The organism is Polaribacter filamentus (genome assembly GCF_002943715.1).
Taxonomy (GTDB): Bacteria; Bacteroidota; Bacteroidia; order Flavobacteriales; family Flavobacteriaceae; genus Polaribacter; species Polaribacter filamentus.
Genome location: NZ_MQUA01000014.1, coordinates 322,936 through 342,518 on the forward strand (window position 1 = coordinate 322,936; position 19,583 = coordinate 342,518).

22 protein-coding genes are annotated in these 19,583 nt (G+C 30.7%); 10 read left to right on the forward strand and 12 right to left on the reverse strand.

The window, feature by feature from the left end; all coding sequences use genetic code 11:
• The first annotated feature begins 79 nt into the window (after positions 1–79).
• Both ilvA and BST83_RS18125 read left to right on the forward strand, forming a co-directional pair.
• A complete protein-coding gene (gene ilvA, locus BST83_RS18120) occupies positions 80–1,342 on the forward strand; it encodes a threonine ammonia-lyase IlvA (RefSeq protein ID WP_104811150.1) in 1,263 nt (420 codons plus the stop codon).
• A gap of 205 nt (positions 1,343–1,547) precedes the next feature.
• The gene (locus tag BST83_RS18125) at positions 1,548–3,140 is read left to right on the forward strand and encodes an NADP-dependent glyceraldehyde-3-phosphate dehydrogenase (RefSeq protein WP_104811151.1); all 1,593 of its coding nucleotides are present in this window, start codon (positions 1,548–1,550) and stop codon (positions 3,138–3,140) included.
• A 91-nt stretch (positions 3,141–3,231) separates the two neighbouring features.
• Here BST83_RS18125 and BST83_RS18130 read toward each other — a convergent pair whose 3' ends face one another.
• The 6 genes from BST83_RS18130 to BST83_RS18155 form a co-directional block, all read right to left on the reverse strand.
• On the reverse strand, positions 3,232–3,792 hold the full coding sequence (locus BST83_RS18130; RefSeq protein ID WP_104808084.1) for an IS630 family transposase: 561 nt from the start codon (positions 3,790–3,792) through the stop codon (positions 3,232–3,234).
• A 13-nt stretch (positions 3,793–3,805) separates the two neighbouring features.
• Positions 3,806–4,300: a transposase gene (locus BST83_RS18135; protein ID WP_104811152.1), complete on the reverse strand. Its 495-nt coding sequence runs from the start codon at positions 4,298–4,300 to the stop codon at positions 3,806–3,808.
• A 134-nt stretch (positions 4,301–4,434) separates the two neighbouring features.
• Positions 4,435–4,905: a GtrA family protein gene (locus BST83_RS21615; protein ID WP_104811153.1), complete on the reverse strand. Its 471-nt coding sequence runs from the start codon at positions 4,903–4,905 to the stop codon at positions 4,435–4,437.
• A gap of 204 nt (positions 4,906–5,109) precedes the next feature.
• Positions 5,110–5,517, reverse strand: coding sequence for a large conductance mechanosensitive channel protein MscL (mscL, locus tag BST83_RS18145; RefSeq protein ID WP_104811360.1), 408 nt, complete (start codon positions 5,515–5,517; stop codon positions 5,110–5,112).
• 44 nt (positions 5,518–5,561) lie between these two features.
• Complete coding sequence (gene alr, locus BST83_RS18150; RefSeq protein ID WP_104811154.1) at positions 5,562–6,662, reverse strand: alanine racemase; 1,101 nt, start codon at positions 6,660–6,662, stop codon at positions 5,562–5,564.
• A 12-nt stretch (positions 6,663–6,674) separates the two neighbouring features.
• Positions 6,675–7,310 carry a thymidine kinase gene (locus BST83_RS18155; protein ID WP_104811155.1) on the reverse strand — a complete coding sequence of 212 codons (636 nt, stop codon included), beginning with the start codon at positions 7,308–7,310 and terminating at the stop codon, positions 6,675–6,677.
• A gap of 92 nt (positions 7,311–7,402) precedes the next feature.
• Between BST83_RS18155 and BST83_RS18160 the strand changes: the two genes are divergently transcribed.
• Positions 7,403–8,209, forward strand: a complete 807-nt coding sequence (locus tag BST83_RS18160; RefSeq protein ID WP_104811156.1) for a DUF8457 domain-containing protein — start codon at positions 7,403–7,405, stop codon at positions 8,207–8,209.
• 34 nt (positions 8,210–8,243) lie between these two features.
• Positions 8,244–9,227 carry a glycosyltransferase family 4 protein gene (locus BST83_RS18165; RefSeq protein ID WP_104811157.1) on the forward strand — a complete coding sequence of 328 codons (984 nt, stop codon included), beginning with the start codon at positions 8,244–8,246 and terminating at the stop codon, positions 9,225–9,227.
• Positions 9,228–9,353: 126 nt separating this feature from the next.
• Here the strand turns inward: BST83_RS18165 and BST83_RS18170 are convergent, their stop codons facing one another.
• The gene (locus tag BST83_RS18170; RefSeq protein WP_104811158.1) at positions 9,354–9,566 is read right to left on the reverse strand and encodes a hypothetical protein; all 213 of its coding nucleotides are present in this window, start codon (positions 9,564–9,566) and stop codon (positions 9,354–9,356) included.
• A 36-nt stretch (positions 9,567–9,602) separates the two neighbouring features.
• Here BST83_RS18170 and BST83_RS18175 point away from each other — a divergent pair, with 36 nt between their 5' ends.
• Positions 9,603–10,079: a DUF4252 domain-containing protein gene (locus BST83_RS18175; RefSeq protein WP_104811159.1), complete on the forward strand. Its 477-nt coding sequence runs from the start codon at positions 9,603–9,605 to the stop codon at positions 10,077–10,079.
• Positions 10,080–10,297: 218 nt separating this feature from the next.
• Here the strand turns inward: BST83_RS18175 and BST83_RS18180 are convergent, their stop codons facing one another.
• Positions 10,298–10,645: an arsenate reductase family protein gene (locus BST83_RS18180; RefSeq protein WP_104811160.1), complete on the reverse strand. Its 348-nt coding sequence runs from the start codon at positions 10,643–10,645 to the stop codon at positions 10,298–10,300.
• 129 nt (positions 10,646–10,774) lie between these two features.
• Here BST83_RS18180 and BST83_RS18185 point away from each other — a divergent pair, with 129 nt between their 5' ends.
• From BST83_RS18185 to BST83_RS18195, 3 genes are read left to right on the forward strand one after another with little or no spacing between them, the layout of a single operon-like run.
• Positions 10,775–11,230, forward strand: coding sequence for a DinB family protein (locus BST83_RS18185; RefSeq protein WP_104811161.1), 456 nt, complete (start codon positions 10,775–10,777; stop codon positions 11,228–11,230).
• Positions 11,231–11,236: 6 nt separating this feature from the next.
• Positions 11,237–12,487: a cation:proton antiporter gene (locus tag BST83_RS18190; RefSeq protein ID WP_104811162.1), complete on the forward strand. Its 1,251-nt coding sequence runs from the start codon at positions 11,237–11,239 to the stop codon at positions 12,485–12,487.
• A 31-nt stretch (positions 12,488–12,518) separates the two neighbouring features.
• On the forward strand, positions 12,519–13,667 hold the full coding sequence (locus tag BST83_RS18195) for a cystathionine gamma-synthase (RefSeq protein WP_104811361.1): 1,149 nt from the start codon (positions 12,519–12,521) through the stop codon (positions 13,665–13,667).
• A gap of 98 nt (positions 13,668–13,765) precedes the next feature.
• Here BST83_RS18195 and BST83_RS18200 read toward each other — a convergent pair whose 3' ends face one another.
• Complete coding sequence (locus tag BST83_RS18200; RefSeq protein ID WP_104811163.1) at positions 13,766–15,382, reverse strand: Ig-like domain-containing domain; 1,617 nt, start codon at positions 15,380–15,382, stop codon at positions 13,766–13,768.
• 54 nt (positions 15,383–15,436) lie between these two features.
• Positions 15,437–16,123 carry a ComF family protein gene (locus BST83_RS18205; RefSeq protein ID WP_104811164.1) on the reverse strand — a complete coding sequence of 229 codons (687 nt, stop codon included), beginning with the start codon at positions 16,121–16,123 and terminating at the stop codon, positions 15,437–15,439.
• Between the two features lie 50 nt (positions 16,124–16,173).
• On the opposite strand from BST83_RS18205, the gene BST83_RS18210 reads away from it, so the two are divergent.
• Together BST83_RS18210 and BST83_RS18215 are read left to right on the forward strand one after the other, a co-directional pair.
• Complete coding sequence (locus BST83_RS18210) at positions 16,174–16,737, forward strand: class I SAM-dependent methyltransferase (RefSeq protein WP_104811165.1); 564 nt, start codon at positions 16,174–16,176, stop codon at positions 16,735–16,737.
• Positions 16,738–16,782: 45 nt separating this feature from the next.
• Complete coding sequence (locus BST83_RS18215; RefSeq protein ID WP_104811166.1) at positions 16,783–18,324, forward strand: glycine--tRNA ligase; 1,542 nt, start codon at positions 16,783–16,785, stop codon at positions 18,322–18,324.
• A 92-nt stretch (positions 18,325–18,416) separates the two neighbouring features.
• Here the strand turns inward: BST83_RS18215 and BST83_RS18220 are convergent, their stop codons facing one another.
• Positions 18,417–18,920, reverse strand: a complete 504-nt coding sequence (locus BST83_RS18220; RefSeq protein WP_104811167.1) for a hypothetical protein — start codon at positions 18,918–18,920, stop codon at positions 18,417–18,419.
• 77 nt (positions 18,921–18,997) lie between these two features.
• Positions 18,998–19,567 carry a DUF3575 domain-containing protein gene (locus tag BST83_RS18225; RefSeq protein WP_104811168.1) on the reverse strand — a complete coding sequence of 190 codons (570 nt, stop codon included), beginning with the start codon at positions 19,565–19,567 and terminating at the stop codon, positions 18,998–19,000.
• Positions 19,568–19,583: the final 16 nt, after the last annotated feature.

Sequence of the window (19,583 nt, forward strand, 5' to 3'; positions counted from 1 at the left end):
TCAACTAATAAAGATTTTAACTTTTATAGAAACCTGTCAGATTTTAAAGCCTGACAGGTTTTATTTTTATATTCAAATAATGAAAACCAAAGAGATTTATTTTCCTAGTTTAGAAAACATCAAACAAGCTGCTTTAAATTTAAAAGACGTTGCTTATGTTACGCCTTTAATTCAGAATCAAAACCTGTCTAAAGAGTTTCAATCCACTATTTTATTTAAAAGAGAAGATTTACAAGTAGTTCGTTCTTATAAAATTAGAGGTGCTTATAATAAAATTTCTTCTTTAACTTTGGATGAGAAACAACGAGGAATTGTTTGTGCTAGTGCAGGAAATCATGCGCAAGGCGTTGCTTTATCTTGTAAATTATTAAAGATAAAGGGCACAATTTTTATGCCTTTACCAACACCAAATCAGAAAATAAATCAGGTAAAAATGTTTGGTGAAGACTATGTTGACTTGGTAATTGAAGGTGATACTTTTGATGATGCTTTTAGCGCAGCAACTTTAGAGTGCAATTCTAAAAACAAGACTTTTATTCACCCTTTTAATGACGAAAAGGTAATTGAAGGTCAGGCTACCGTTGGTTTAGAAATTTTAAATCAAACAACCGAAAAGATAGATTATCTTTTTGTGGCAGTTGGAGGTGGCGGTTTATCATCTGGATTGTGTGGAATCTTTAAAGAATTATCCCCAAAAACAAAAATTATTGGAGTAGAGCCAGAAGGTGCTCCATCGATGTTAACATCCATCAAAAATAAAAAAAATACAGCTTTAGAAAATATAGATTCTTTTGTAGATGGCGCTGCTGTTAAAAAAGTAGGCGATTTAAATTTTGCTATTTGTCAGCAACGTTTACACGATATGATTACGGTTCCCGAAGGTAAAACTTGTCAGACAATTTTAGATTTATATAATAAAGATGCCATTGTTGTTGAGCCCGCAGGTGCTTTAAGTATTTCTGCCTTAGATTTTTTTGCTGATGAAATTAAAGGAAAAAATGTAGTTTGTATTGTTAGCGGTAGTAATAATGACATTACAAGAACAGCAGAAATTAAGGAAAGAGCCTTATTGTATGCAAATTTAAAACACTATTTTATTATAAAATTTCCTCAAAGAGCAGGAGCTTTAAAAGAATTTGTAGTAGAGATTTTAGGACCAAGTGATGATATTACGCATTTTGAATATACTAAAAAAAGCAACAGAGTTAATGGTTCTGCGGTTGTTGGTTTGGAGTTAAAATCAGCAAAAGATTTAGAACCTTTAATCATTAAAATGAAAGAAAGAAATTTCTTTGGAGTTTATTTAAATGACAAACCAGAGTTGTTTGATTTTTTGGTTTAGAAAAAAATAAGCTGTGATCAGCGTTTTAAAAAATAATCGAATAAATTAATTCCGTTGCTCAAAACCCGAAAACCATTTCGCTTTTAAAAATAGAAATATGGTATTTTATGTTTAATTTTAGTTAATTTTGATGAGTAAAAAATAACCCAGTAGTTTATTAACTTTTAAGTAATGGAGTAGGTTGCTTCATTGTAAAAATCAATTTATGAAGAATACATTTAAAGAAGTTCCAAACGAATATAAAATTACTTCATTAGTGAATCAAAACACCTATTTGGTAGAAGGTGAATTAAAAGAGTGGAAGGGTGCAACTGCTGAAGTTTATTCAACAATTTCATCAACCGAAAATTACCAACCAACATTATTAGGAACCGTTCCGGATTTAGGAGAAAATGAAGCTTTAGAAGCTTTAAGCTCTGCTGTAAAAGCTTTTGGAAAAGGGCAAGGTTTATGGCCAACAATGAAAGTTGAGGGTAGAATTGCAGCCATGGAAAAGTTTGTAGTTCAAATGAAAACCAAGCGTACAGAAATTGTAAAACTGTTAATGTGGGAAATAGGTAAAGCCTTAGCAGACTCAGAAAAAGAGTTTGACCGAACGATAGAATATATTTACGATACTATTGAAGATTACAAACAAATGGACAGAGATTCTGCTAAGTTTCAAAAAAATAGCGGAGTTCATGCACATATTAGACGTGGACCTTTAGGAGTTATTTTGTGTTTAGGACCTTACAATTATCCGTTAAATGAAACTTTTGCATTGTTAATTCCTGCTATAATTATGGGAAATACAACCGTTTTTAAACCGGCAAAACATGGAGTTTTATTATTGACACCATTATTAGAAGCTTTTAGAAATAGCTTTCCTGCAGGTGTTGTAAATGTCATTTACGGTAGAGGTCGAACTTTGGCTACACCAATTATGAAAACTGGTAAAGTTGATGTTTTAGCTTTAATTGGTAATAGTAAATCAGCTAATGCAATTCAGGAAAACCATCCACAGAAAAATAGATTGCGTTTAGTTTTAGGTTTAGAAGCTAAAAATCCTGCAATTGTTTTAGAAGATGCAGATCTAGATTTGGCGATTAACGAATGTGTATCCGGTGCGACTTCTTTTAACGGTCAAAGATGTACCGCTTTAAAAATTATTTATGTTCACGAAAATATTATAGAAGAATTTAACAAACGTTTTTCGGATAAAGTAGATGCATTAAAATTTGGAAATCCTTGGGAGCAAGGAGTAGAATTAACGCCTTTGCCAGAACCAGGTAAAACGGCTTATATTCAAGAATTAATTGATGATGCAACTAATAAAGGCGCAAAAATAATCAATAAAAAAGGAGGAGAAACTACAGAAAATTATATTTTTCCATCAGTTTTATATCCGGTTTCTAAAGACATGAGAGTGTATGAAGAAGAACAATTTGGACCTGTAACGCCTATTTTATCCTTCAAAAATATTGAGGAACCTTTAGACGATATGGCCGAATCTAATTATGGGCAACAAGTAAGTGTTTTTGGAAGTGATGTAAACACATTATCGCCGTTAATTGATACGCTTGTAAATTTAGTTTGTCGAGTAAATTTAAACAGTTCTTGTCAGCGTGGGCCAGATGTGTATCCTTTTACAGGAAGAAAAGATTCTGCAGTTGGAACATTAAGCGTGCACGATGCGTTGCGTTCTTTTTCTATTAGAACCTTTTTAGCATCAAAAGATACAGATTATAACAATGCTATTTTAAAAGAGTTATTAGACAAAAAAACCTCTAATTTTATAAGTACAGATTATATTTTGTAAAAAATAATTTAAAATTTAAAACCCTCTTTTTACTGATATAATCTCAGTTTAAAGAGGTTTTTTTTGTTAAGATTCGCTAATTTATACCAATTTAGTTAATAAATGCCGCATTAAATGCATTTAAAAAATGATGATTTCCAGTTATAGATTTAATCGTTTCACTATCCATTTTCGTGACGGTTTTATGCAGCCATTCTTTAAGGTTTTCCATTTTTTCAAAGCGTTGATTTTTAAATCTATTTTTAATGTATTGCCAAACTTGTTCACAAGGATTTAACTCTGGATTATAAGGGGGGATTCTTAATAAATGAATATTTTCAGGTATTTCGATATTCTTTGTTGAATGAAAACCTGCGTTATCGATTACCACAATTTTATATTCCTTAGGCTTATATAAAGAGAATTCTTTAAGATAGGCTTCGAATATTTTAGTATCAACACCATTAATTTCCCATACAAAACAATCTCCATTGATTGGGGAATAACTTCCATATAGATAAGTTGTTTTGAAAATATGCTGATAAGTAACTATTGGTTTGACTCCACTAGCTGTTAAATATTTTCCTAAATGATTCATCATTCCAAATCTAGCTTCGTCTTGAAAATATAGATTTACCTCTTTGTATTTATTTTTATTTAGACTTAATCTAATGTTGTTTAGCGTATTAGGTAGTTTTTAAAAAGGCTTTTTCAGCCTCTACATTTTTTTTGTAATGAGATTTTCGCGGGCTTTTAAGTTTTGTTTTAAAATGTTGCTTTAAATACTCTCGAATACGTTGATATTTTATCTCAATCCCATAGGTTTCATTTACCCATATTTGCGAATCCCAATATCCTAAAAAAGGGTTGAGAGGGTCATTAACTCTTTGCGATAAACCTAAATGAATTTCAGAAGTAATAATTTTTGATTGTTTATTTTTTGGCTTATCACTAATCATTTGATCAATTCCAAATAATTTATAGGTTTCTACCCATCTTTCTAATGTTCTGATGTGAACTCCTACAGAAGCTGACACTTCTTGTCGAGTTTTAAACTTTTTTGTCTTTATATAAATTAAAGATTTTACTCGCTTTTCCCCTTTTAATGTTGTTTGCTTTGACACTAGTTCTTTAAGCTCAATTAGTGATTCTGAAATATCTAAACTTGCTATTCTTCCCATAACGTAATATAATGAAAATATACGGCATTAAAAAACTATTTTGGTATTACTTGCCTTTTAAAGGCGATAATCTTTTTGTTATGCGATGTAAAGCAGGAAATTAAAGTTGGTCTTTTGATAGTACTATTTGTATGTTATTGAACTTTAAAGCTAAATTTATTTTGCATTATATAACTAAATACTACGGTTATTATAATTGTTAAAAAGCGAGATGGCGTTGGATAAAAATGAAATACATCTACCAGTAACTTCATACAAATATAACTAAGCAACAACGCGATTAAAGCAACCGATAAGTATCTTAAAAATTGAGTTTTAAATGATAATTTTGACTCAGAAAAGACAATGAACCGGTTCAATAAAAACCCGATAAAAAAAGTGATCGGAAACACAAAAAACAAAGAAGCGATGTGTGGACTTAAAACAACAATAAATAAGTCTAAATTTTGTTTGTCAAAAAGGAACTGAAAGCAGATAAAATACAAGGTAATATCTAATATCAAATTACTTCCGCCACAAACTGCATACCTGTATGTTTTAAGGGGCATAATTTTTTTGAAAATGAAATAGCCGGAATCTATTATTTTAAGCAGAGAATCTTTCATAAGTTACTTCACTCAAATCTAATTTTTTAAAATGCTTATAAAACTCAGATTTGATGACTGTTTTAATATTGAATTCATAACGAACGATTTAAATCTGAATTTATCTAAGTTCTATTTTAGGTTAAGAAACAAACGAACTTACTATACTATAGTAAAATCCAAGTGGATTGCCTGGGTTTAGACTATTTATAATAAAAATAGCTATTATTTTTTAGCCAATAAGTCCCTTATTTCTGCTAATAAATCTTCTTGACTTGGACCCGATGGCGCTTTTGCCGGAGCTGCTTCTTCTTTTTTCTTCATGCTGTTTATCCCTTTTACAATCATAAACATTACAAAAGCAACAATTATAAAATCGATAACATTAGTTAAAAAGTCACCGTACAAAACAGCAACTTCTCCAGAAAATGCACCTGCAGCATCTGCGATTCCTTCTTTAATAATAAGTTTCATGTCTTTAAAGTCGGCATTAAAAAGTAACCCAATAAGAGGTGAAACGATTCCGCCAGTAAACGATGTAACTACTTGTTTAAAAGCAGCACCCATTACAAAACCTACAGCAATATCAGTCAGGTTTCCCTTCATTGCAAAGTCTTTAAATTCTTTAACCATTCCCATTTGTATTTATTTTTTAAGATGTTAGGCCACGAAAATAATTAATATTTTAAAACCTTTTTAACACGTGGTGAAATAGCAGTGAGCGTTTCATAAACAATAGTTTCAGAAATTGTAGCAATATTTTTTATCATTTCTTGGTTGTTAAAAATGATCACTTTGTCTCCTTCTTCGCACTCAATTTTAGTAATATCAACCATAATCATATCCATACAAACATTACCGATAATGGCTGCCTTTTGATTATTAATCATTACAAAACCTTTCTTATTGCCTAATCTTCTAGAAATTCCGTCTGCATGACCAACAGGAATGGTTGCAGATTTTACAGTCTCTGTGGCAACAAAAGCTCTGTTGTAGCCTACTGTTTCGCCCGGTTCAATGGAATGGATTTGAGAAATAATGGAAGTTAAATTATGTGTATTTTTTAAGTGTGATGTTTCTTTTGCATCATTACCAAAACCATACAATCCAATACCAATGCGAACCATATCAAATTGAGCATCAGAATAATTTACAACCCCGGATGTATTTAAAACATGCAACATTGGTTTATAGCTAAGGTTTTTGTAAAACTCTTGCGCTACGAATGTAAAATTAGCGATCTGATTTGTAGTAAAATCCCGCTCGTTTAAATCTTCACTTGCTGCTAAATGAGAAAATAAAGACTGCACTTTTATATGATTGGTTTCTTCTAAGCACGATAAAATTTTAGAAATGTCTGCATGTTTAAAACCTAATCTATTCAACCCGGTATTGAACTTTAAATGAATGGGATAATCAACTAAAGCAGCTTCCTTTGCTAATTCTAAAAAAGTATCAAAAACTTTAAAACAGTATAAATTTGGTTCTAATTGATACTCCACAATAGCTTGTAAAGTTGGTATTTGTGGATGTAAAACTAAAATCGGAGTTTGTATACCTGCTTCGCGCAAGGCAATTCCCTCAGAAGCGTACGCAACCGCGAAATAATCTACTTTATTCTTTAAAAAATCTGCAACTTGAACACCATCACTTCCGTATCCGAAGGCCTTAACCACAGCTAAAATTTTGGTTTCTGGTTTTAATTTTTGCTTAAAATAATGTAGGTTGTGTTCTAGCGCATTTCCATCAATATCTAAAACGGTTACATGATTATTCATATATGAAGCACTTTATTCAGGATCTTTTGAAGCCGATTTTTTTTCATCAGAAGGCAAGATTTGTTTTTGTTTATTTTTGATTGCTTTGTAGTAAGCAGCTCTGCTTAAAGGTTCGTATTCTTCTATTTCGCCTAATAATACTAATTTGTCATTTTGTGCTTTTCTAAAACTATAATGCGCCAAATTTCCTGTATGTGTGCAAACTGCATGTACTTTTGTTACATATTCTGCAGTCGCCATTAAAGCAGGCATTGGTCCAAAAGGATTTCCTTTAAAATCCATGTCTAAACCAGCCACAATAACTCTAATTCCGCTATTTGCTAAATCGTTACAAACGGCTACGATTTCATCATCAAAAAACTGCGCTTCATCAATACCAACAACATCTACATCATTTACTAACAAACGAATATTTGATGCGATAGGCACAGGAGTTGAACGAATTCTGTTATCATTATGAGATACAACTTCCTCAATATCATAACGTGTATCCACAGCAGGTTTAAAGATTTCTACACGTTGTTTCGCAAACTGCGCGCGTTTTAAACGTCTAATTAATTCTTCTGTTTTACCAGAAAACATGGAGCCGCAAATAACCTCAATCCAGCCAAATTGTTCTGTGTGATTTACTGTATTTTCAAGAAACATTTTGTAATTTTAAGCGTTATAAATTTGCGTTACTTTGCGTGATGCAAATTTAGGGATATTTACTAGTAAAAAATAAAATCAAACGACAACTTATGCACAAAAAATTAGAGGCAGATTTAATAAGCTTAGCGCACAGTGTTCTGCAGATGAAGAATAGGGACAATGTATTCTTGTTAAAACAAAAAGCGAAGGAAATTTATGAAAAATTATCGGTTCTGGCATTTGTTGAAGAATATGTAAACTCAACACCAGGTTTAAAAGAAACAAAAGAAGAATTGTTAGAAAAAGTTACGCAAGCTTTTGAGGCAAAAGAAAATAGTTTTGTTGCTGAAATTAGTACTGAAGAGTCAATTACGGTCGAAGAAAAAGTACTGTATAGTCTTGTTGATGAGCCTGGTGACGAAGAAATAATTCAAGAAATTAAACAAGAAGTGATCATTGAAGAAAAGATAGCGGTTAAAGTTGAAGAAATTTTAGAGCAACCTCTTGATGCATTAGAAGAAATTATTTTTTCTAAACCAAAAATTGAAGAATCTTATTTGAGTGAAGTTATAAGGGTTGAAGTAAATAAAACAAAAACATTAGAAGAGGAGTTGCAAGACACTTTTTCTGTTGATTTAATGGCAGATTTTTTTGAAAATGCACAACCAAAATCTTTAAATGACAAGTTTACAGCAAATATTCAAATAGGATTAAATGATAGAATTGTATTTGTTAAAAACCTTTTTAACAATCAGCAAGAAGATTATAACAGAGTAATTTCTCAATTAAATACGTTTAAGTCTTTAAATGAAGCAAAAGAATTTATTGATAAAATGGTAAAACCCGATTATAATTGGTCTAAACAAGAGGAATTAGAAGCTCGTTTTTTAGCGATTATAGAACGTAAATTTGCTTAAACGACTTCTAACTTTTAATAGCTAACATTAAATTTTGAAACCAGTATTAATTCATACACATTTTCATAAACGAAAAACAGGACTTACCAGAAGTATAGAAAATGTGCTACCTTTTTTTACGGATGATTTTGAAACCTATGTGCATGGTTCAAATATCGACGGACCCCAAATAACCGGTTCAAAGCTAAGATCAATTTTATTTTCTGATGTAAAAACCGTAGTTCATTGTCATAGGAATAATGAAATTATGAGAATGTTGTTGTTTCGTTTTTTAGGAGCAAAATTCACATTAATCGCCACAAGACATGCAGAAAGCGTTCCGTCTGGTTTAACTAAATTCCTGTTAAAAAAAGCAGATAAAGTTATTACGCTCATCAAAAGTATGAGCACTAATTTAGGAATTAAAAATACGATGGTGGGTCATGGAGTTCGAGTTGATGAATTTGTGCCAAACTCAGAAAAAAAGGTAGAAAGCGTATTCCAAGAAAATATTATTTTAAATGCGGGCAGAGTTAGAAAATCAAAAGGACAACTTGTTTTATTAAAAGCAGCAAAAGTATTAAAAGACCATAAAAATTGGGCTTTGGTAATTGTTGGTAAAGTGGACAAACCTGCTTTTTTAGAAGAATTAAAAATAATTATTAAAAAACATCAAATAGAGCATCAGGTTTATTTTGTTGATGAAACAAGAGACATTATTCCGTATTATCAAGCAGCGAAAATTGTGGTTGCTCCCAGTTTTTCGGAAGGATTTTCTTTAGTTACAGCAGAAGCGATGTCTTGCGAATGTGCTGTAATTGCGACAAAAAATGTGGGAGTTCATTCGGATTTAATTACAGATCAGAAAAACGGTTATTTGTTTAAAGCTGGAGATTCATCAGCATTAGAAAGCCTTTTGTTAAAAGCGATGAATACTGAAACTCCGGATGTAGGAAAACACGCAAGAGAAGAAATTCTAAAAAACTGGAGTGCAAAAAAAGAAGCTCAAAACTTAATAGCGGTTTATAAATCAACTTAATTTTTAAAAAATGATAAAATAGGTTTTATCAGAATTGAGAATAGTTAATTAGCAAATAGCTTGCAAATATTTTGAAAAGTAATGGTGAACTTTCAATTTAATGAAATCTGCCAAATCGAATTACAATTAGGTAGCCATTTTAGTAGTTTCTGGAGTAACGTTAGTTGGTTTTCCTATCAGAACAGCAGTTTGATGTGGGGTTCCAAAATAGGAACTAGCGGGCGCCATAGCAGCTTTAATTTTAGCAACTATTCCTATTTTAAATAATGATTTAAAACAAGAAAAAATGTAACAGTTTTTGCTAAAACTTGGTTGAAAAAAAACTGATGTTTGTAACAAACTCTTTTTGTAATCGTCTCAAAATAAACAAACCATATGAAACGAATTACAACAATTTTATTTGCACTTTTTATTGGCAGTGTAACAGCTCAGGAAGTAGCTTTTCAAAAATTTTACACTGTAAATAAAGATAAATCAACTTTTTCAATCAATTTATCTGCTTCTTTAGCGGGTTCATTTTTAGATGATGAAAAAGATGGAGATTTAATGAATATTATAAAAAAATCGAGCGATTTTCAAGTCATGATTTTTGACAATAAAGACAATACCATCTCTAAAGATTTTAAGAAATTTACTAAAAAAAATCAATTAAAAACCTTTGCACGCATAAAAGACAACGGAAGTAAAGCCGAAATGTTTTTTATTGAAAAAGATAATTATATCACAGAAATCATTATTAGAACAAATAGCAATGACGATAAACTTGTTTTATTTGGCTTAAAAACCAAGATTACAAAAGATGAATTAGCGGCGATGATTTCTTCTTCGGATATTAATATTTCTTCAAACTAAATTAAATAGTAGTTAAAATAAGACTTTACAAAAAAGAAAGACGAATATATTTCTGAACAAATTTCAAAAAGGAAATATCAAAATTGCACCCAAGACGTAAGAATTGAGATTGAAAAAGGTTGTGATAGCGCTTAAAGTAAAAGAACAGTTTCAGATATTATTAGAAGTAAAGTAAACAAATAAATCAGTAACTTCAGTTCTCTAATCCTTAATGAATTTTAACTAATCTTCTTTTTCAATTCTTCAATAATTTTCTTGCTATTCCCAATAAAAATTTCATCAGCAACTATAAAAACTGGGCGTTTTAAAAACGTGTATTCATCCAAAATAAATTGTTTGTAATCAGCTTCTGACAAAGACTGATTTTTTAAATCCATTGCAGTATATAACTTTGCACGTTTGTTAAATAATGCTCCATAACTTCCAGAAAGTTGGTGCATTTCTTTTAATTGAGTAGCATTCACTGGATTCGCTTTTATTTCGTGACGCTCAAAACCATACGTATTTACCTCCTTTAAAATTCTTCGGCATGTATCACAAGTTTGTAAAAAGTAGACTTTCTTCATTTTATTAAATTATATTTACATCTTCAAAACTACATATAAAAACGGAACATCCAAAACTTAAAATTTCATCAGAAGAAAAAACGTTTATAATGATTTTATGTATGGTAGTTTTAAAAAAATAAAGAACGTATGAAAACACAATTTGATATTTTAAGAGTATCTAGAGCGCTTGTTATAAAACAATTAGAAGGTTTAACGTTAGCTCAAATTCACGAAATTCCAACAGGTTTTAAAAATAGTATTGCTTGGAACGTGGCACATTTAGTGGTAACGCAACAATTATTGCATTACAAATTAGCCGACTTAGATTGCCTTTGTCCGGATGAATTAATCGAAGGATATAAAAAAGGAACAGCACCAACAACACACTTTACAGAAGAAGAATTTGAAGAAGTAAAAGAGTTGTTTTTAGGTTTGCCAGATACTTTACAAGAAGATTATGAAGCAGGTATTTTTGAGACTTTTACAGAATATCCAACAAGTACTGGTTTCGTTTTAACATCTATTGAAACAGCAATTACCTTTAATAATTTTCATGAAGGAATTCATTACGGAATTATTAGATCCATCAAAAAATTCGTGTAATATTCTATGGATTATTTTTTGATAGCAACTGTATTAATAGTGATTTCAGCCATTTTTGGGTACATAAATACTCGTTTTTTAAAGTTGCCAAATGCAATTGGCTTAATGCTGATTACCATATTGTTCACCTTAGGCGTTTTTGTGTTAAGTTATTTTGATGACACGCTGCTTCTTAAAGAGCGAGAATTGATTACAAGTATCGATTTTAAAACGGTGCTTTTAGATATTATGTTAAGTTTTCTGCTGTTTGCAGGCGCTTTGCACACCAATTTTCAGCAATTAAAAATCCAAAGAAAGCCAGTATTAATTTTTGCAACATTAGGGACTTTAATTTCTACTTTTTTAGCAGGAATTTTCGTTTTTTACGCGCTTCAAATTGTAAATCTTGATGTAGATTTTATCTATTGTTTACTTTTTGGAGCTTTGATTTCACCAACAGATCCTATAGCGGTTTTAGGGATAATGAAAAAAGTAGGTGCGCCAAAAAAATTGGAAACAAAAATTGTTGGAGAATCTTTGTTTAATGACGGAGTTGGCGTTGTAATTTTTCTAACTATTTATCAGATTGCAAGTGGTGGAAATGATATTTCTGTAGGCCATATTGCAGAATTATTTCTTGCTGAAGTTGTTGGAGGAATCATATTTGGACTTGTTATTGGATGGATTACCTATCGTTTGCTTAAAAGTATTGATGATTACGATATAGAAGTAATTATTACGCTTGCTGCAGTTATGGGCGGAACTTTAGTTGCCCAGCATTTTCATTTATCTGCTCCACTAGCAATGGTTACAGCAGGTTTATTAGTAGGGACAGATACTGTTAGAAAAAATTCTATGAGCGCGGTTACAGAACTTTATGTAGATAAATTTTGGGAACTTATTGATGTGCTTTTAAACACAATTCTATTTGTACTTATCGGGATGGAAATTTTAGTTTTAACACTAGATACAACTTATATTTTAGCCGGATTTATGGTAATTCCGTTGCTCTTAGTAGCCAGATATGTTTCATTATTATTGCCGATAAAATTATATGCAGAAAAATTAGATTTTGTTCCGAAAACGAATTTAATTATGACTTGGGGAGGTTTACGTGGCGGAATTTCAATTGCTTTAGCATTGAGTTTAACGCAAGACATGGAACGCGATTTATTTTTAGTAATTACCTACATCGTAGTCGTTTTTTCAATTTTGGTTCAGGGTTTAACGGTTGGGAAACTGATAAAGAAATTTACACAACAACCAGAGAATATTTAATTGGTAGTTGACAATTCGTAAAATTAAAAAAATGAAATTCAACACAAAAACAATTCACGGAGGTCAAAAACACGAAGAAGCTACCGGAGCTGTAATGCCGCCAATTTTTCAAACATCAACGTATGCACAATCAAGTCCTGGAGTTCATAAAGGATATGCGTATTCAAGAGGTGCAAATCCTACACGAACGGCTTTAGAAGATAGTCTTGCAGCTTTAGAAAATGGCACACATGGTTTTGCTTTTTCATCTGGATTAGCGGCAATAGACTGTGTTTTACGCACCTTAAATCCGGGTGATGAAGTGATTGCGGGTGACGATTTATACGGTGGAACGTACAGAATGTTTACAAGATTATTCATGAAATACGGATTGGAATTTTCTTACGTAGACATGAATCTTGCATCGAATGTTAGGGATGCAATTACACAAAAAACAAAATTAGTTTGGATAGAAACACCCACAAATCCTTTAATGAAAATTGCAGACATCGCAGCAATTTCGTCAGTGGTAAAAGATACAAATTCTGATATTTTAATTGCAGTAGATAATACGTTTGCGACTCCTTATTTGCAGCTACCTTTAGATTTAGGAGCAGATATAGCCATGCATTCTGCAACAAAATATTTAGGAGGTCATTCAGATTTAGTAATGGGCGCTTTAATTGTTAAAGACGCTAAATTAGCAGAAGAAATCCATTTCATTCAGTTTGCAGCGGGTGCAATTGCTGGTCCAATGGACTCATTTTTAGCCTTAAGAGGTATCAAAACATTGCACATTAGAATGCAAAGACATTGCGAAAACGGCAAAGTAGTTGCTAATTTTTTAAAAGATCATGCAAAAGTAGGAATGGTGTATTATCCCGGTTTTGAAAATCATCCAAATCATGTAGTTGCTAAAAAGCAAATGAAAGATTTTGGAGGCATGGTTTCTTTTAAATTAAAAGATGAAAGTAAAGCAGCTGCTTTTAAATTTTTAGAAAGCACAAAGATATTCACACTGGCAGAATCTTTAGGAGGTGTAGAAAGTTTAGTGAGTCATCCTACAACAATGACGCACGGATCAATTCCGGAGCCAGAAAGATTAAAAATCGGAATTACAGATTCTTTAATTCGATTAAGTGTTGGTATTGAAGATGAAGAAGATTTATTGGCTGATTTAGAACACGCTTTGAATCAATAAAAGCTAATATACTTTCGCTTCTAGGGCATTCGAGAACTATTTATTTTGATAAGACCTAAAAAGTTTAGAAATTTTTCAGGTCTTTTTACGAGGGTTATTTATTCAACTATAAAATTTTCTTCTAAGAAAAAATTGGCTCTTAAATCGGCATTATTTATTTCCTTATGATACAAAATGATTTCAGGAAGTTGCTTTTTTAGATAATTTCCAGTGTCCCATTTGTTATTTTTATTTTCATCAATAATAATTCGTATCGTATATTTTTTGGGTTCTAATAAATTAAAAACAATGGATTTAGAAGTGGTTAGAAAATTGCGCTGTACAACGAGGTTTTTTTTAGTTCCTGTAATCAATTCAATAATTAAGTTTTTAGAATTTACATTGCTAACATTCATTGTAATCCTGCCGTAATCTTCGAATTCTTTCGTGATAAAACGATATTTTAAAGTATCATTTTTATTTAAAAAAAGATCATTAAAAGCATCAGGAAAAGCTGTAAAACTGTATTTCTGTTTAGGTTCCTTATCAAAAATAATGCCTATTGTATTTTTCTTTTCAGAAGGTAAGGTTGTGTATTTAACAGCAATTGTATCTTTATCAAAAAGGCTAATTTTACTAGTATCAATCTTTGTGATTGGGTTATTGCTATTTAAAAATAAGGTATCTCTAAAATTTAAAATATTGCTGATAGATGAATTTATAATTAAAGAATCTATTTTGTTTTTGCGCAACCTTACCGTTAAAGTATCTATGAAATTGTTGTTTGAAACCTCGAAATTTAAAGAATCTGCTTCAAAAGGAGTAAACCAAAAGTTTAAAGTGTCTTTGTCAATTTCAAATTTTGAGATACTTTTAAAGTCATCTGGCACTTTAGAAAGTACTTTTATTTGCATGTTTTTTGCATCACCTTCAAAACCAAATTCTATTTTTCCTTTGCTAATTTCTTTTGCTCTTTTAAATTGATAAGGTTGTTCTTCTTTAAATAGAATAATTGGTTTTTTGATAATACTATCTCTTGGAAACTGAATGGTATCTGTACTAAAACCAATTTTTTCCGTTACTGGATTAAAAATATAATCGTTAATAGATTCTTGCAAAGCCAACATTAAATAGTTGCCTTTTCTAAGGTTTGTAAATTTAAAAACAGTAGTATCTAAAGTACTTGTAATGTAATTAGGTTTTTTTTTGTAAATGATAGAATCGTTAAAAGTACTGTCTAATCGATACAATAAAATATTTATATTTTTAGGAGCTTCAACAAGTTTAGCATCTTTTATACTGCCAGAAGTTTTTAACGAATCGATGTACGTTCCTGTAGAAAAAACATACTTAAAATTCTCTAATTTATTGCCTTCGTTATTGTCTTGAACTGCGTTTCCAAAATTAAATATGTAAGTTGTATTTGGCTGTAAAGTGTCTAAAATTTCAATTTTTATGTATTCGCTTGGTGAACCCTGTGGCGAAATTAATGGTAGGTTTTTCATTGGTGGAGAAACTACCAATTGGCTGTTTAAATCTTTTAATACAATGTATTCATTAAAATTAATTTTAATTTCTTTTTTATTAAATTTTACAGTTTCATAAGGCGGAATAGAAGTTACGAACAAAGGCGCTTTTTCATCTTTTGGGCCACCTTCTGGTCTACCGGTTCTTGCGCAATTGGTAACAAAAATAAGTAAGACTGATAAAAAAAGAAATCTATAAACTATTTTCACAAAATTAAATTTGATACAAATTAACAATAATTTTTGAATATAAAATCATAAAACTTACTCTGTATATGCCATGGTTAAAATACTTACGGTACAGTTTTTAGATTTCAGAAATTCTTTTGCACACGCCTCTAAAGTTGCGCCCGTTGTAATAACATCATCAATCAATAAAATATTTTTGTTATTAAAAAAGGAAGGGTGTGTTAAAAGAAACTTTGTGTCAATATTGTTAAAACGCTCAAAACGTGCTTTAAAAGTTTGGGTTTTGGCTGATGAAATTCTGATTAAATAATTTTCTAAATAGACAATTTCTAGGTGCTTGCTTACTGTTTTGCCAAATTTTGTAACCTGATTATATCCTCTTTCTCTTAATTTCTTTGGATGTAACGGCACAGGAACTATATAATCAATGGTTTTAAATTCGTTATTTTCTTTTAAAATTGCACCTAACCAATTCCCAAAGAAAAGACCAATTTCTTCATTTCCTTTGTATTTTAAATCTTGAATTAATTTTTGAGTACTTCCTTTTTTTCTGTAGAGCAATAAAGAAAATGCTTTTTCAATAAGAATTCTTCCATAAAAAGTTTGCGTAACCTTATTATTTTTATAATCTAGAAAACCGGTCAAAGGTAAATCATGCCTGCAAAGAGTACAAATAGTAGTTTCGTTTGCTACTAATTTATCTTCACAAACAGTGCATAATTTAGGATAAAAAAGATGGAAAAAGTCTTTTAAAAGTCTCATCTTTACAGAACAATTTTTTAGAAATATACTTAATTAATAAGAAATAACAATTGTCTAGCCGAATAAATTTTTTAAAAGAAGCCCTGAAAAATATCAATACATTAGGTACTGTTACTCCGAGCTCGAGGTTTCTATCAAAAAGAATGTTGAAAGAAATTAATTTCTCAAAAGCAGATGTTATTGTTGAATTGGGTCCAGGGACTGGTGCAATTACAAAATATATTTTGGAAAATTTATCACCCAAAGCAACCTTAATTTGTTTTGAAATTAATGATAATTTTTATCAGCAATTACAAGCATTACAGCATCCGCGGTTAGTTGTTTTAAAGGCATCCGCAGAAAATATTGCAGATGAATTAAAGAAATTACATATTAATCAAGTAAATTATATTATTTCTAGTCTACCGCTTGCAATAATACCAGATGAAATTTCTAATAAAATATTAGAAAGATCTTTTGAAGCTCTAGAACAGAATGGTACTTTTATACAGTATCAATATAGTTTAAGCTATTTTAAAAAATTGAAGAATGTATTTAAAGAGTCAATTTCATTAGAATTCGAGCCTTTAAATATTCCTCCAGCATTTATTTATCGCTGTAAAAAAGTCGTTTAGATTTTTCTTGAAAAATTTCACTAAACGTGTATCTTTGCGATCATTATGGCAAAACAAGAAGATCACTTTAAAAAAGTTTTATCGCATGCAAAAGAATACGGTTATGTATTTCAATCATCTGAAATATATGATGGATTAAGTGCGGTTTATGACTATGCTCAAAACGGAGTTGAGTTAAAGAAGAATATTAGAGATTATTGGTGGAAAGCAATGGTGCAAATGCACGAAAACATCGTGGGTATTGACGCTTCGATTTTAATGCATCCTACAACATGGAAAGCTTCTGGGCATGTAGATGCTTTTAACGACCCTTTAATTGATAATAAAGACTCTAAAAAACGTTACCGAGCTGATGTTTTAATTGAAGATTATTGCGCTAAAATTGAAGGCAAAATAAATAAAGAAGTAGACAAAGCTGCAAAACGTTTTGGAGACGCTTTTAATAAAGAGGAATTTTTAGCAACTAATGCAAGAGTTGTTGGTTATCAAGAACAAATAAATACGATTTTAGCAAGAATGGGTAAGTCTTTAAGTACTGAAGATTTAGCTGATGTTAAATTGTTAATTGAGGAATTAGAAATTGCAGATCCTTTAACTGGTTCTAGAAATTGGACGGAAGTGAAGCAGTTTAATTTAATGTTTGGAACTCAGATTGGTGCATCCGCAGAAAATTCGACACAAGTTTATTTAAGACCAGAAACTGCTCAAGGTATTTTTGTAAACTTTTTAAATGTTCAAAAATCTGGACGAATGAAAATTCCTTTCGGAATAGCGCAAACAGGTAAAGCCTTTAGAAATGAGATTGTTGCAAGGCAATTTATTTTTAGAATGCGTGAATTTGAGCAAATGGAAATGCAATTTTTTGTAAAGCCAGGCACTCAAAAAGAATGGTATGAACATTGGAAAGAAACCCGTTTAAAATGGCATTTAAGCTTAGGAATGGGTCCAGAAAATTATCGTTTTCACGACCATGATAAATTGGCTCATTATGCAGATGCAGCAGCAGATATCGAGTTTAATTTTCCCTTCGGATTTAAAGAATTAGAAGGAATTCACTCACGTACAGATTTCGATTTAAAAGCACATGAAGAATATTCTGGCAAGAAATTACAGTATTTTGATTATGAAGAAAATAGAAGTTATACCCCTTATGTGGTAGAGACTTCTATTGGTTTAGATAGAATGTTTTTGGCTGTTTTCTCTAACTCTTTAGTAGAAGAAGATTTAGAAAACGGAACGAGCAGAACTGTTCTAAAATTACCAGCGGTTTTAGCACCTTTTAAAGCAGCAATTTTACCTTTGGTTAAAAAGGATGGCTTACCAGAAGTTGCTCGTGAAATTTTGGAAGATTTAAAATGGGATTTTAATGTTTTTTATGATGAAAAAGATGCTGTTGGGAAACGGTATAGAAGACAAGACGCAAACGGAACGCCTTTTTGTATTACGGTAGATCATGATACGTTAGTAGATAATACTGTAACGATTAGATATAGAGATTCTATGGAGCAAAAACGCGTTGCAATAGTAGATTTAAAAGGAATAATTAAAGAAGCAGTTGCCGTTAAAACGTGGTTGCAAAAAATGTAGAAACATTGTTTCTTTAGGGATAAAAAAAATCCGTTAGAAAATTATTTTCTAACGGATTTTTACTTTTTATTAGCAAGGTTTAAAGCTTCGTTTTAAAATCTCCAACCAACATTTAAACCAATTCTTGGAACGATAACAGGTGAGTTAGAACCAAATAAATTACGACCAAGTCCACCATACAAATCAATTGTTAAGCCACCGCTTGCAATGTATTTTGTACCTACAGCAATACCTAAAGCGCCATCTGTATATTTTTCATAACTTATTTCCGGGTTCCCAATACTTATAACTTTATACTTTCCAGAATTTATTCCCAAAAAACCTTCACCAAACAAATTCCATTGAGAGTTTGTTGTAAAATAATGACGATAATACGGAGTAATCATCGTGTTTTCATTGTATCTAAAATTAGTAGATTGTTCTGCTAAATTGAATAACGCGGAAATTCCAATAGAAGATTCGTCTGTTAAATATTTTTCGTAAGAAAATTCGATGCTTTTAATTATTAGGGCATCAGCAATGTCTAATTTTAGTTCTTGTTGTGCAAAGCCAAAAGAACCTATAAATAAAGTAAAAATTAAAACTATTTTTTTCATAGGATGTATTTTTATTTAATAACTTTTCATTGATAGTAAAAGTATGGTACAAAAATAAGAAATTTTAATAGGGTTTTTTAAAACCTGTATCCTAAAGAAATTCCGCCTCTAGTAATTAAATCGTTATCTAGAGGACTATTATTATCGTTATTAAAAAGGTTTCTACCAACACCACCATATATTTCTGCAGTAAATCCAGATTTTATTATAAATTTTCCACCAACAGAAACACCAAGAGCAAAGTCTGTTTCTTTTATTGGTTGATTTGGGTTATAATTCCCAATGTAATCATAGTAATAGTCGTCTTTATAAGTGTTTAGCATTCCAAAACCTTCTACAAAGAAACCTCTTGCAAATCTTGTTTCAGAAAAAAACCATCTATAATAAGGCGTTATAGAGAATTTTTTAGGGTAGTACAAATTATCATTAACATCATTAAAATTATAGAAAACTCCAACACCAAAAGAAGAGTCTTTGTTTAATAAATATTCATAAGAAACGTCCAAAGAAGAGAACACAATTAAGCTAAATGCATTTAATTTTATTTCATATTTTTTATTAATGTCTTGTGGATATGTTTCTTCTTTTTCTTGAGCAAATGATATTGTGGTTGTAAATAAAAGAATAAATAAAACGATTTTTTTCATGGTCTAATTTTTTAGA